Below are 14144 nucleotides of genomic sequence, written 5' to 3'. Positions count from 1 at the left end.
TCCTTTCGAAAGTGAAGTGGGCCGGAATTGCTAAACGTTTTGGGCGGCGCCGCCGAATAAGGCCTGAAACGCGTGCTGCGAGTCGGCCTCGTGCGATTCCATCAATGCCGCGGCGTGGGTAAGGCCCTCGGCCAGGCGCGTGCCGCCCATCAGGACCTTGTTCAGGTCGTTGGTGACCTCGGTGGCGGTCATGTGCGACGCAATGACGCCCCCGCCCGACCAGGTCGCCGGGTTCATCACGTTCTCCTGGTTGGCCAGGTAGCCCTTGGCGATCGCGAGCGCATGCTCCATGTTCGCCTGAATGTCATGGGCGGTGCTGCGCAGCAACTGCGGTGTCACCTTGATTGTCACTGTGATTACTCCTTAATCCGGTTAGGCAGGTCCCCAATTGATTCCCGTTCGGTCCCCGGGGGCATGCGTCGAAGTGTATGGGCGCTATTCAGATGTGTCGATTCACCCTTTGACCAGGCCGTTTTAGACCCTTTCGTCGACCACGCGCACCGTGGCGGACTGCTCGGGCTTGTCCTGGGAACCGCGATGGCCGCCGGCGGCGTGGCCCACCGGCATGCCGCCGATTCCGGTGCCGCCCGTCGTGGTGGTGGTGGTCGGCTGCGCGCGCACCGACTCGGCTCCCAGCGCCCCGCTGGGCCGCAGCCCCACCGGCCGGCCGCTGTTCCCGGGCTCAAAAGCGCTGACGGGACGGGTGAAGCTGCTCACGGGCACACCGGTGCCGCCGAGTGAAGCCCCTCCGCCGGCCGCCGCGCCCGGCGCCGCGGAAACCGCGCTGACCTCGGACACCGCCGAGGCCGGTGCCCCGGCGCCCATGACGCCGGGGCCGGCGAACATGCCCATCATCGAGGACGCGGGCTGCAGCGCGCTCATCGGCGCCTGCATCAGCCCCGCGGGGGCCTGCAGCGCCTGCGGAACCGCGCCCAACATCGACTGCACGGGCTCCATGAACGTGCCGACCTGCCCGCCGAGATCTTCGCCCGCCGAGGTCGGCGCGCCGGCACCGTTTGTCGCCGAGGAGACGCCCTGGAAGGCGGCGCGCATTCCGTCGCCGGCCGCGGCGTCGCCCGCCGCCTGGCCGATCGCGGAGGCCGCCTCCGCGGGGGCGGCCGGCGAGGCGCCCATCGTCGCCAGCGGCGGCGGAATCGCCAGGCTTTCGGCCAGCCCGGCAAGGATCCCCCCGTAGCTCGCGCCGGCCGCGGAATTGTTGGGCCACATCACCCCGAAATACTCGGTGTCGAGCGCGACGATCCGCGGGGTCAGCGTCCACAGCACGCTGGGATTGGCGATGTTGTCGGCCACCGATTCGTCACGGTTGGCGTTGCACTCCGGCGCCGGACGCATGGCGGCGTTGGCCATCTCGTAGGCCGAGATCGCGGCGGCCACCACCCCCGGCTTCACGTCCACCCAGCCGGCCAACCCGTGCAGCGACGCGTTGAGCATGGTGACGCTCGCGGCCGAGCCCGCCGACCCGGCGCCCAGCCAGCTCGCCGAGGTCGCCGCGGTGTTGATCATCGACGCGCTGGCCGAAGCGTGATGACTGGCGCCCAAGGCCGTCCAGGCCGCCTGGTTGGCCAACATCGTGGCCACCCCGGTCCCGGCCTTGAGCAGAAGATCGTTCGCTTCGGGTGGGCGCGCCGCCCACCCTGGGTCAGGCACCAGACCCGCTTACAACCCGAGCGTCAAGCTACGGGCCGCCTCGGTGGCGGTGTAGACGCACGACGCGACACCCTGTGTACCGGCGAACAACCCGCGCTGCAGCGAGTGCTCCTGAACCACACCCAGGTAGGCGCCTCCGCACGCGCTCAGCGCCGTGTTGAACAGAGCCGAGTCGGGATCGTTACCCATCGGCGTCGTCCCGACCAGCGCCGGCGCGGCCGACGCGGCCGCCGCCTCGACCTCTGCGCTGATGGCCGATTCCGCTCCGGCTGATGCCAGGACGGCCTCAGGTTGTACGGTCCAGGACATATTTCCCTCCGAGCTTCTCGCAGTCGGATCTGCGCTGCGAACAATTCGGCCAGTCTAGTGCCTGCCTGACGGCCGCGTATTCAGTCCGAATATCCGCTTGGCTCCCCCCGGATCCAATTTGCTGTTGTGCCTCACGCGGACGAAGTCACATTTGCCCCGCCGGCAACTTCTGCAGCCACTTGAGCCGCAGCGACCGCTATTGTCACTTCTGCAACGCTTGTCACTTGGGCGTTGGCGCTCGCGGGCCGTCGAACCTGAAATTCGCCGATTACCGCGTAATGCGCTAATGGGGCCTATTGCTCGACCGCCGGCGACGGTAGGCCCACCAAAATCCCCTCAACGTCGGAATCGTCGGTGACCAGCAGTCCTCGTCCAGGGGGCAACGCCTGGGCGCGGACAAGCCGGTTGATTTTGTTCTGCGGGTCGTTGTCCATATACAGCTGCGCAACCTTCGCCGAGGTCTGGTACCTCCACCACGGATCCATCTGCAGGGTCGCCCAGTTGGTGCTGTTGCGCGTCGTGAACACGTGCAGGCCGATCTGCCGGGCGCGTTCCATCAGCTTCCACAGCGCCGCGCCCACCGGCCCCGTCGCCGGGTAGCTCTGCGTCTGAGCCGGCCGCAGGTCCTGCACATCGTCGATGAGCACAAAATGCCGCGTCCCCTCCCACGGCTTGAGCGCACGCAACTCCTCCTGGCTCAAGCCTTTGGGAGGCAGCCGCGGCAACAGGACGTCCTGGGCCAGTTCGGTGATCACCCGGTCGATCTCGTCCTGGTCATAGGCATAGGCCCGGACGTAGCCCGGGGCGTGCAGATCGCGCAGTCCGTGCGGGGCGGTCTTGGGGTCGATCAGCGTCAGCTGGGCCTCCTCCGGGCCAAACCGGCTCATGATCGCCTCGCCGATGGCCACCAGCGACAGGCTCTTGCCGCAGCCTTGGCGACCCAAAATCATCAAGCCCGGGCTCTCCGACAGCCGCAGGGGAACCGGGCCCAGCTGGTGGCGCTCGCCGATCGCGAACGCGATCGACAGATCGTCGGCGGCATGGGCATCGAGGATCGCCTCGAGTTCCACGCGTTCGGGCAGCCGCTGCAGGACCGCGTGCTTGGTGACGCCGGCGACTTCGGCGATGCGGGCGCCGACGCCGGGGGTGTCCACCACCGTGCGGGTGGCCGCGTCGACCATCGCCGGAAGGCCGACCAACAGTTCGTGCAGCGAGTCCGTCAAACCAAAGCCGGGGCGGTTCAACGTCCGACGGGCCGCCTCACGGGACTCGATCGCCGCGTGCCCCATCTGGCTCTCGCCGGGCTCGGCCAGCCGCAATTGGATTCGGGCGGTGGCGTTCTGCAGCAGCTTCTGCCGCTGCCCGTGAATCCAGCCCCCCGCGCTGCACATCACGTGCACCCCGTATTCGGGACCACGGCTGCTCAGCGAGATGATGCGATCGCCCACCATCGTGTCCTTGGTGTACAGCTCGTCGTAGTCGTCGACCACCACGAAGACGTCGCCGAACGGGTCATTCGGGTCGGTTCCGCCCAGCCCGTCACTGCCCGGCCCGAACCGCCGCTCACGGAACCCGTCGAGGTCGATGTTGGCCCGCCGAAACGCGTCCTCGCGCGCATCGATCAAGGCGTCCATGCTGCTCAAGATGCGCTCGATGCCCTCGGTGTCCTTGGGCGACACGATGTCTGCGATGTGTGGCAGCGACCCGATCTGGGCCATGGTCGCCCCGCCCACGCAAAAGAACGTCACCCGCGACGGGGTGTACATCATCGCCGCCGAGCACATCAGCGTCATCAATGTGGTTGTCTTGCCGCGCTGCTTGGCCCCGACCACGATGATGTTGCTGCGCAACCCGTCGACGGAGTAGACGACCTGCTTGGACTCCTCGGGAATGTCCATGATGCCCACCGGAAACACCAGGCCGGGGTTATGGCCGTAGTCGACGTGCCACGGCTTGCCGCGCCACCCGGCCACCAAGGCGTCGACGGGTTCGGGGTTCTCCAGCGGCTCCAGCCACGGCCGGCGCGGTGCGCGGTGCGGCACCTTCTGCAGCGACTCGCGCAGCACGTCGACGATCTTCTTCTTCTTGAAACCGTCTTCGTGCAAAAGGAATTCGTCGGGTTCCTCGTCGGCGGCCGATGCGGCCTCCAGCGCCGCGGCGTCGGCGTCCTCCAGCGGCTGGTATTGCCAGTTGTAGAGCCGGGGCTGCGTCAGGGTCATGTCCACGGTCCTGACCGCCTCCCGCTTCTTGGGCACCACGAACGGCGCCGACAGGTAAAAGCAGCGGAAGGGTTCCAGGTCACGCGGGCCGACCTTCAGCAGCGCGAAACCGTTCTCCTTCGAGGGCAGGTGGTAGGCGGCGTCGGTGCCGATCACCTCGCGGCTGTCGTCGCCCGACTCGGCGCGCAGCGCGATCCGAAAGGCGATGTTGGACTTGACTTTTTGCAGGGACGACAGGTCGAGGCGCTGCCCGCCCAGCATGAAGAACACGTTGGCGCCGCGGCCCTCCTGGCCGATGTGAATGATCAGGTTGATCCACTTGTCGTGATTGGCGAACAACTCGAGATACTCGTCGACGATGACCAGCAACACCGGCACCGGGGGGAGATCGCGCCCGGCAAGCCGGATCTCCTCGTAGTCGTTGGCGTCGCGGGCCCCCACCGACGTGAAAAGCTCGTAGCGCTGCTTGATTTCACCGTCGATGACTCTGCGCATCCGCTCGGCCAGGTGTCGCTCATCCTTGCCGAGGTTCGACAGCGCGGCCACCACGTGGGGGATGCCCAGGATGTCCTGGGCGGCCGACTCGAATTTCATGTCGACGAAGATGACGTTGAATGTCTCCGGCGAATGTGTCAGCGCGATCCCGTATACCAGTGACAGGAAGAACTCCGACTTGCCCGAGCCGCTGGTGCCGATGACCACCGAGTGAAAGCCGAAGCCGCCGAAGTCCTTGGCGCGGATGATGATGTTCTGCAGCTCGCCGTTCGGTTTGGAGCCGACCGGGATCTCCGACCACCGCTCGTCGCCCCGGCCGCGCCGCTCGGCCCACAGTCGATCGACGTCCAGGTCACGGGGGTCGCCGATGCCCAGCGCCCGCATCAGCTCGGTCGCCCCGCTGGTCGAATCGGCGATCTCGGTGGTGCTCGTCGGTGACCACCGAGCCATCGCGCGCGCATACCGGTAGGCCCGCGGGATTGACAGCTGATCGCCATGGGCGAAGAACTTTCCGCCCGTGCGCAGCAGCGGCGCCGGCCGGCCGTCGTCGTCCTCGGGATCCTCGCCGGCTTTGGCGGAGCCGTTGGCTGCGGCGTCGACCGCGGGCGCGTGCCGCTCGCTCATCTCATAGAGCTGGTCCTTGTCGAAGCCCACGCCGATGCCAACCCGAGAGGCGATGCGCAGCACCGTAATTCCCGCCTTGCCGACCTGGCCGACCACGCTCTCCCACGCCTCGGGGCTGCCGGTGTTGTCGTCCACGATCACCCAGTGGGGGCCCAAATCGGCCCCGGTGTCGGCCTGGCCGGTCTCGAGGGCGGAGCCAATCGTGGTCGGGCTGGCCGCCGTCGGCGGCGTCCACTGCCCACGCCTGCCCTTCATGTGCAGCTCGGCGCCCAGCGCCCCCTCCAGCTCCTCGGGTGTGGCGAACACCAGCCGTCGCCACCCACAGGCATCGAACAGCTCGTCGTGCAGGTTGTGTGGCAACCACACCATCCACGACCACAATTCGGGGTTGCGCGTCACGACCATCAGCTTGACGTCGCGCGGGTTGTGAAACACCGCCAGCGAGCACAGCACCGAACGCATCAGCGACCGCACCCGGTTGAGGTCGTCGCCGACGAAGCTGAACCCCGGCGCCGATCGCAGGTTGACCACCTTGGCGATATCGCGAATCTTGCGCTGCTCCAAGATGAAATCGCGCAGGGCCTGGCCGGTGACGGGCTCCAGCTCCTCATCGGAGGCGATGTCGGGCCAGGTCACCGACAACACCGAATCCGGCGCGTGCTGTACCCCGGTGCCCAGCCGTACCTCCAAGAAGTCGACGTCGCCTCGGCCGCGCTCCCACATCCGCGGACCGCCGATGATGGCCCCCAACCCACGCGGATCGGAGTGCACTGCCTCCTGCCACTTGCGCTGCGCACACACCGCGGTCTGGATCTCGTCACGGCTGCCGTCGAGGTCGCGAAGATAGCGGCGGCGGCCCTTTTCCAGCTCGCCCCAGGTGATTTTGCGCGCCCGCCCCAGGCGCCCGGAAAACGCCAGCATGCTGAACGCGCCGATTCCCATCAACGGGAAGAATCCGGTCGACAGGCTGCGCACCCCGGAGACGTAGAGCATGACGATCGTGCCGATCAACGCCACGATCAACGCCGGCACGCCGATCATCACCCAGATGTTGCGCGGCTCGCGTTCGGGGAGAGCGATCGGCGCGTTCGGCGCCACCCGAACGGGTTTCGGCGGCTGGATCTTGATCCGGTTGATGGGAAACGCCCTTTTAGACACCCTTGCCCTCCCCCACCTCATCGCGAGGCGCCGAAAAGGCCTCCGCGGCAATCTGATTCGCTGGACCCATGGCCACCCCGTCAGCTCCCCGTTCTGGCCGACGTCGTCAGCACGGTCGCCTGTCCGAGCGCCGGCACCGTGTCGCGCGCCACCAGCGCCGCTTGCTGTGACAGCGCCGGGCCGGCGGCGAAGGTCCGCAACAACGGCCACGGCGCCTGCACCGCCGTCGCGGGATCGAGGCCGAGCGCACGCAGCGTCGAGTCGTCGGAGGCGATGCCGAACCGCACGCCGTTGTCAGCCACCCAAAACAGCGATTCCCGCGAATCGCTGGTAATCACACCGCTCGTCGACGCCACGAAGTTCGCCGCACCCGGCAACACCAACACCTGATTGGCCACGACGGACGCCGGGTCCCTGTCGTCCCGGACGAGACGCACGATCCGATTGTCCATCGACGAGGGAACCGGAAGCCCGCGCCCGTTATAGATGACGACTCGCGCCTGCGGGTCGGTGGATGCCTTCTCCCAACCCACGCAGGTGGTCGGATTCGCCGCGGAATCAACGAAATTCAGCCGGCCGTTCGGATAGTAGTCCACCGGCAACGAATTCACTTCGGGAATGTTGACCAGCACGTCCGGAGTCACCGTCCGCGGCGACGTCGACCCGTAGGAGTTGGCGCTGCGCATCAGATCGGCCACGAAGCCCCCGACCTTTTGCACACCGTCGGCCAGCAGCACATAGAACTGGCTGCCCCCGCCGGCCGTTTGGGCCTGCAGCACCGCGCCCACCCGGGAGCCCGGCAGCCACTTCGACGGGGTGCCGGCCTCGGGCACCTTGGGCACGCGCAGCGGCTCGGTAGCAGGCAGCCCATCGAAGAGTGCGCGTGAGATCTCCACTGGCACAGTTATTCCCGGGTCAAGGCCCAGGCTCAGGGTGACCGCCCTGTCGGCGGGATCGACCTGCGAGCGCTTGCCGCCCCAGATCACATAGGCGGCGCCCTCGAACGTCACCAATTGCCCCGCGTCTTTGGGCATCGGTGTCGCCCGGCCGCCAATGAGCTGGCCCGCGATCGAGGTCACCGTGGGCTTGTCCACCGTGCGGGGCCGCCCCGCCGTGTCGCACACCGCCCACGCCGACACCGCACCGCGGTTCACGGGCATCGCCGCCGGCGCGCCGGGAATGCCGACCAGCGGCCCGGTGGGATATCTTGCGATCTCGGCCGGCTTCACCCAGGTTGGCTGCCCGGCGGTCCCGGTCGCCAGCCGCGCGGACGTCAGATTCAGTGCCGGATACAACCGGCCGTCGATGCGCGCGTAGATCGCGCCGGAGTCGCGGTCGCCGATAATCGCCGAATCACCCACCACGCCGCTGGGTTTGAGCACATTCAGCAACACCATCCAGCCCGCGGCGATGGCCACCAATACCGCCGACAGTGCCAGCGCCGCGGTCTGCTTACGATCGTCGTGCTTCATTCGCACCGAGAAGCGGGTCGTCGCCGCGCGTAACCGCCTGTTGTAAAACAGATGCCCCGAATTCTGGTCGCGGTTGGACAAACTCAACGGCATTGGCCAGCACCGTTCCTGGTCAGTGAATCATGGCTGTCGCCAACGGTGTTCGTCGTCATGGCTCAGTAACCCCGCGGTCCGCGGCGGGGATCCGCCTGCTGAATCCGATCGGCCAGGTCCGACGCGTCGGCGGCGACACCGTAGGGGCCGCGCGCGTAGTTGATGAAGGCACACGCCTGCGCCACGAGATCGTGGATGCTCGGCGACGTCCCCGGCTCGTGATAGGCCGCAAATGTCGGGGCGATGAACTGCCAGGCGCCCTTGCTCGGCGTGCCCCTGGCCGCGTTGGAATCCCACACGTTTTCAGCGTCGGCGTCGTAGTTCGACTCGCGGCGAGCCACCAAATCCATGCCACGCTCCCACCGGGCACGCGCCGCGGGATCGTGAATACCCTTGATGTCCAATGCCTTACGGATCGCCGACAATACGGCGGCGCGCCCATCGCCGCGTCCGACGCCATACCGCAGCCGCCGCAGGCGCAGCGCCAACAGCCGGGCCCGCGATCGCGACCGCACAATGTGGCGGTGTTGTGCGCGCAAGCGTCCGGCCATCCGGGTCATCGCCGCGCGCCGGCCCATCGGCGTGTCGGCCGCGGGCATCGCATCGGCCACCGCGGCGTCGAGGTTCACGCGCGTGGCCGCGCGGGCGGTCGCGCGGTCGGCCCGCGCCCTTGACAGGATGTCGGCCAACGCGCCGTCTGTATCGGCCAGCCGGTGCAGCCTTTCCGCCGAGGTCCCCGAGCGAGCGGCCGCCCCCGTCGGCAACCCGCTCGCGTTCGTCGCTCGCCGCACCCCGTGGGCCCGGGCGTGCAGCTGCGCGGGCGTATCACCGACGCCGTTGCCGGCATTGCCGCCGACGAACAAGCTGTGGCCCCGGGACAAGGCGGCCACGGCCTGCGCCATCAGGGGATCAGTCAACGACGCCCCCACCATAATTCCGATCGAAATCGGCCTGCGCTTCTTCACGCAGCGCCTCGAAAACCATATTGAGCCGATCCATCAACTCCCGAGAGGTGTAGGACGTCATCACGTGCGGCGCCAACGACAACCCGGTGAGCCGCCCATCGGAATTGCACACCGCATAGACGTCACCCACGTCGGCGGTGAAAGTTACCGACTCCTGGGCGGCCAGAACCGCCTCCCACTTCTCAAAATTCGCCTTTAAATCGGCCAGGACCTGGTCGACTAACGCCTTATCCCCCGCCACGCCCGAGCGCACCGCATCCGTACCGGACACCTCAGTTACAACTCCCGCATCTTCCGGCCCGCTGGCCGTCGCACCTTCGGCCGCTCCCATAGCATGCACCAACCGACGGTTCGCTCGCTTGGGGTCGGGCAGTCGAACGGCGTTGAGCGCACCGCCTCGGCATGCGCGCGTGCTTCACGTTCCTCACGGCGATGGTGGAAATCTCTGCATTGCAGTGGATTTCGACTACGTATGCGCGATCCACACCGGTCGGCGACGAAGCCCGTACCTTTCCCTCCAACCGGCCGTCTCCGGGTAATGGCACACGTCATGACATTACTGCCGTCGCAGACACCCGACCAGTCACCCTGGCAACGCTATTAGCGGTCGTCGTTGGCCGCGGCCGCATCGAGGTGATCGATTGGCTGCGAAATGCTCGATTTAGTGTTCACGCCGGGCGTCAAACCCCAGGTGTCACATCGGTCACTGTCCGGCCGGTATACGGCGATGTGCCCACCTACGCGCGACAGCCCGCCGCGTTTCGGGCTGTTTCAAAATTGTTCGCGGGTGAGATCTGCGCGGTTTGTCGCGGTGAGGCGGGCAGAAAGGTAGGTGCCTCCGAAGCCGAGACGCGAGTGACACATGTGACCACCACGCCACGGCGGTTCACCTTCTCTGAAATGAGGCGGCACACCAGCCCATTTCGCCCTGATCCGCAGACGCCAAGTCCCGACGCCGCCGTGGGCCTAGTCCTGCGCCTCGTTCTCCGTCGGCATAATCACGATCCGTCGGTTGGGCCTGGCGACAACCGGCGGTTTGCCGTCGGCGGACTTCGTGACGGGAACGCTCGGCGGGACCGTCAGGCGACCCTTGACGGGCTGGCCGTTGGGTATGCCCGGGACCGTCACCCGCTTTTCGTCGGGCTTGTCCTTGCTTCCGCCTTCACCACCGGCACCCAGCGCTCCGGGGGGCATCATCGGCATACCCGTCATGCCCATCGGCGCAGCCGGCGGCGGCATCCCACCGGTCGGGGTCACCGTCGCCGACTTGACCGACGCCGCGGCGGGTGTCGTGGGGGGCGACGACGTCGGCACTGGTGGCGGACCCAGGTAGCCGGTCGGAGTCGTGCCACCGCCACCACCGCCGCCGGAACCGCCAAGGCCGGCGTCTCCCTGGCCGGCGCCGTCCAAAACTGCCTGATCACCGGCCATGTCGGTCAGGGCGGCCTCCGCCGCTCCGCCGCCCTTCATCGCACCCATCAGCGGCTGCAGAGCGCTCTCGCCCGCCTGCGCCGCCTGCTGCGGAATCTGGGTGAGCGGGCCCATGATGCCGCCGACCGCGCCGGTTATAGCGCCTGCGATACCGGACGTCAGCTGCGGGATCATCTGCGCCAGCTGCTGGAACTGCTGCGTTGAGCTAGCCTCGTTCGCCGGAAACTTCTGCGCGGCGTCGAGCGCACGCGCCCTACGATCCAGGTCACCCTGGACGCTGGACGCCTGGTCGCCGCCCACTCCGAGATTGCCCGCGGCCGCGAGCCCGGCGTGGGCCTGGTCAGTGGGTGTCGCGGCTCCCGGCGGGAGACCATTCGGGGTTATCGGCGGTGGCGCTTGTGGCGCCATGCCTATCCCCGCGAAGTCCGGTGGACTTACTTTTATCGGGACCCCACCCGTCGTCATGATCGCACCTCAAACCCCGCGCGTGTAAGGCACCGCAAGCGCTGACCTGCCTGCCTGTCACGCTAACTTTCCGTGGCCACTGGGGCCGCGTCGCAATGAGTCGCATCGTAGAGCGCTCGCCGCCTGGAAGGTAGTCATCACGCCTTTGCGGAGACCGCTTCGTGCCACGCGACGTGATAGTGCACCAGGTATTCGTGGCCTTCGATCAGGGCGTCGACCGCCGCCAGGAGCATCCAGTCGGCTACCCGGGCGAGGTCGTGTTGATCCTCCAGCGCTTTCTGATACGCAGACTGCTGCTCGTTACGCAGCACGTCCATCTCGTTCTCGGTGACGCCCGTCCCGCGGGTCGCGGCTTGCGCCAAAGTCTGGGCGATCCGCGGCAACCCGTCGCGGCGCCGCACGGCCTCGACCAGCGTGGGGCCAAGCTCGTCGACTTCCGGCCCGCTGCGGGCCATGCGATCACCCGTGAGAGCGGGGTCATCGGGTCCCGCCTTCGCGACGAATCCGTTGGCGTTGTGCACCGCGGCGGTGGTGACGGCGCCCAGCAGATCGATCACGCTGGCGTCGGAGCGGCGTAGCGCAGGCTCCAACAGCCGATTCACCCCGACCGGGATCTTCACATTTGGCGGGATCCATCCGCACCCGATGCCGCTGACCAATAGCGTTGTGCCATCGTCGCGGAGCCCGACGGCCCATGGAAGGCCCGGGGCCTGGCGGGCCACCGCGTCGACGAGGCGCTGCAGCCTCTGCTGTTCCGCGGCCCGACCGGACACATCGCCGGCCACGGCGCCGGCCGCCGCGGACAACGCCGAGGCGCCAGCAGGCGCCGCCGGGCTTGTCCCGGCCTGTCCGGCAGCCGCCCGTTGGACGGTAGACATCAATGGGCTACCCGCTGCGGGCGACGTCGACGGCGATGGTGCCACCGGGGCGCCTGACACCGGCGCTGTCGGTGCCGATACCGATGGTGCCGCAACGACTGGCGGACGCAGATCAGAACCATAGGCAGGCAACGGTCCCGCCGGGCTGGCCGGAGTACCAACCACGGGATTTACCGGTGCCGACACCGGTCCGCCACCGACCACCGGTGCAGCAACCGGCACGCTGGTGCCACCGGTCTGCACCACCGGAGCGCCGACGCCGGCGGCCGGCGCCGCAGGCGCGCCCTGGTCCAAGACGGCGGGTTCCGCGCCACCGGCCATGGTCGGAGCCGATACCGACGGGACGATCGGCGCCTGCGGCGGCGGAGCGGCGCCCACCGCGTTCAACGCACCCTCTGACAACTTGTGCGCACCGGCCGCGGCCGGCTGACCGGTCATCATTCCTGTCGCGAATGAGTTCCCCAGCTGGTTCGGCGAGGCCCCTCCGAGGGCAGCGGCCGGTGGGAGACCGCCGCCCCCGTGTACCGGCGAACCCACACCAGGGGCGCCTGGGACATGTCCACCGGCGGCAGGGGCGGGAGTTGGAGCGCTACCGCCGGCGCCGGTTCGTCTGTCCTCGCCCCCTCCGGTACCACCGAAACCGCGACCGGCAGCCTTGGCATCAGGTCCAGCTGAGGCACCCCCCTTAAAATCACCCGGACCAACGCCTGCCGCAGCAGTGCTCTCCGCGTGGCCGGCATGATGTCCTGCGCCGGAGCTGGCTCCAGCCGCGGGCAGGCCCCCACCCGTGGCTGCATTCAAGCCTTGATTTTGAAGGAATTCCTGGGGAGACATCACTAGCCCCTCGGCGGTGAGGATCTTTTGCGTTGCATCCATAATCGTGGACACCGTGGCCGCAGACTTGTGGGCGGCGAATCCATTAGCTTCAGCAATAAGCTTCTCGATTTCCGCAGCTTTGGTCACTGCAGAATCCTTTGAGTTCTCGATATTAGCAATTCGCTGATTGTAGTCGTCGGCGATTCCTCGAAGTCCCTCACGCAGACCATCGATTGCGTCTGCACCCCTCTCGAAGGCGTCCGCTTTTACGTTATATTTCTCCGCTAAATCGAGGTGGTGCTTTTCGCCCTGCTGAAGGCGGGAGACGAGATCATCGACGGTGTGTCCCTGATTGCGTGAAGCCAAGCCGGTCCACTGGCTATGCAGATCGTGAGCGTACTGCTCCTGCTGCTGTCGAAGAGTGCTCCAGTGCTGAGCGCCGGCTCGGAGTGTCGATGACGGCTGCGGCCACCACGCGCCGATGAGGGCCATCGTATATTTCCCTGGTGGCAGGTCCCCCGCCATGAGCACCCTTCCTTGGAGCCAGACTCCCACCCACTCAATCGTCAGGCAATTGTCCTGGCTGTAGCAACTCACTCTGCCAAAGGTGATGGTCAATATCGCCTACCGGCATCTCGTCTAGATGGTGGCGTTTAGCTTGAGTTATGTCGTCACGCATCCTCTGACCTGACTCACGTGTTAGAGGCCCAGTAGATGGGGGCCGGCTTCCGTGCAACATCACGATCGTTGGCACTCACCGCGGGGTTAGCTGAGATGCTCGATGTGGAGAAGGAAGTCTGGCTACGGGCATATCGCTGCCATTATCCCATCCAATCGATTCACATCATCTAATGACTGCTGAAAAACCGATGACGTCTTATCAAAAACGCTACTGATAGCTACCGCGTTGCGGTATGCCGCAGCCAGGTTACGTGCGGCATCTCGCTCACTCTGACCCAATGCTGGATTATCGGTTGCGGCGTCGAGCATGCCAGCGCCATTAGTCAACGAAATCCGTGCGATGGCAATATCTGGTCCGTTCGTGTCTTCCTTCACAGATCGCGCCGCAACTTGATACATGGTGCAGAGGTTCTTTTTAGCGTCTGCCGTCTGTTTAGCCGTGAATGTCGACGGCGGCTGGACTGTCGGGACCACACCCCCGCCATTGGAAGCCGGTCGCGTTAAATCGATGATGCCGATAACTAGTGCCGCCGCAGCTATTAGGCCGATCCCGATCAACGCGACAACAATGCCGATATTCGACGCAGGCCTGTGGGTTACCGCGGGTGGTGTCCACTGCGCCGTAGGGGGCGGCTGGTGATTCATCACCTGATCGAGGCTAATCGCCTACCTGCGGCAATGTCACTTTAGTGCGCGCTCAGAGCATTGTGCAGCAGCCGTTGACCTTAGCGAGGCAAGTACGAGTCTGGCGTCGCCTCCGTCACCCGGCGACGGCATCGATGTCAACGGTCTGCTGTGCCAAAGCGCCGGCCCAATCGAGTACCACAGATTTCGTCAGCATCCGCGCGCGGATTACCCACGATCTCTCCC

The 14144-nt window shown here is 66.7% G+C and carries 10 protein-coding genes; all 10 read right to left on the bottom strand.

Features of this window, described 5'->3' with window-relative positions:
• Positions 1 to 30: 30 nt before the first annotated feature.
• Positions 31 to 351 (bottom strand): WXG100 family type VII secretion target, encoded by a 321-nt coding sequence (locus G6N25_RS10535; protein ID WP_083075730.1) that lies wholly within the window; start codon positions 349 to 351, stop codon positions 31 to 33.
• A 123-nt stretch (positions 352 to 474) separates the two neighbouring features.
• A complete protein-coding gene (locus G6N25_RS10530; RefSeq protein ID WP_083075731.1) occupies positions 475 to 1668 on the bottom strand; it encodes a PPE domain-containing protein in 1194 nt (397 codons plus the stop codon).
• 9 nt (positions 1669 to 1677) lie between these two features.
• The gene (locus G6N25_RS10525; RefSeq protein WP_083075733.1) at positions 1678 to 1977 is read right to left on the bottom strand and encodes a PE domain-containing protein; all 300 of its coding nucleotides are present in this window, start codon (positions 1975 to 1977) and stop codon (positions 1678 to 1680) included.
• A 293-nt stretch (positions 1978 to 2270) separates the two neighbouring features.
• Positions 2271 to 6473 (bottom strand): type VII secretion protein EccCa, encoded by a 4203-nt coding sequence (gene eccCa / locus G6N25_RS10520; protein WP_083075734.1) that lies wholly within the window; start codon positions 6471 to 6473, stop codon positions 2271 to 2273.
• A gap of 80 nt (positions 6474 to 6553) precedes the next feature.
• A complete protein-coding gene (gene eccB, locus G6N25_RS10515; RefSeq protein ID WP_083075736.1) occupies positions 6554 to 8038 on the bottom strand; it encodes a type VII secretion protein EccB in 1485 nt (494 codons plus the stop codon).
• Between the two features lie 62 nt (positions 8039 to 8100).
• Positions 8101 to 8970 carry a transglycosylase gene (locus tag G6N25_RS10510; protein WP_083075738.1) on the bottom strand — a complete coding sequence of 290 codons (870 nt, stop codon included), beginning with the start codon at positions 8968 to 8970 and terminating at the stop codon, positions 8101 to 8103.
• Positions 8948 to 9334 carry a DUF2710 family protein gene (locus tag G6N25_RS10505; protein WP_142272772.1) on the bottom strand — a complete coding sequence of 129 codons (387 nt, stop codon included), beginning with the start codon at positions 9332 to 9334 and terminating at the stop codon, positions 8948 to 8950. Before G6N25_RS10505 ends, G6N25_RS10510 begins: the two co-directional genes overlap by 23 nt.
• 635 nt (positions 9335 to 9969) lie before the next feature.
• On the bottom strand, positions 9970 to 10899 hold the full coding sequence (locus G6N25_RS10500) for a hypothetical protein (protein ID WP_372506929.1): 930 nt from the start codon (positions 10897 to 10899) through the stop codon (positions 9970 to 9972).
• Positions 10900 to 11036: 137 nt separating this feature from the next.
• The gene (locus G6N25_RS23815; RefSeq protein WP_232065764.1) at positions 11037 to 11777 is read right to left on the bottom strand and encodes a DUF5631 domain-containing protein; all 741 of its coding nucleotides are present in this window, start codon (positions 11775 to 11777) and stop codon (positions 11037 to 11039) included.
• 1617 nt (positions 11778 to 13394) lie between these two features.
• Positions 13395 to 13922: a hypothetical protein gene (locus G6N25_RS10490; RefSeq protein ID WP_142272773.1), complete on the bottom strand. Its 528-nt coding sequence runs from the start codon at positions 13920 to 13922 to the stop codon at positions 13395 to 13397.
• Positions 13923 to 14144: the final 222 nt, after the last annotated feature.

Origin of the sequence: Mycobacterium heidelbergense, assembly GCF_010730745.1 — a bacterium.
GTDB classification, from domain to species: Bacteria; Actinomycetota; Actinomycetes; order Mycobacteriales; family Mycobacteriaceae; genus Mycobacterium; species Mycobacterium heidelbergense.
This window is presented reverse-complemented; position numbering and strand designations above follow the sequence as displayed.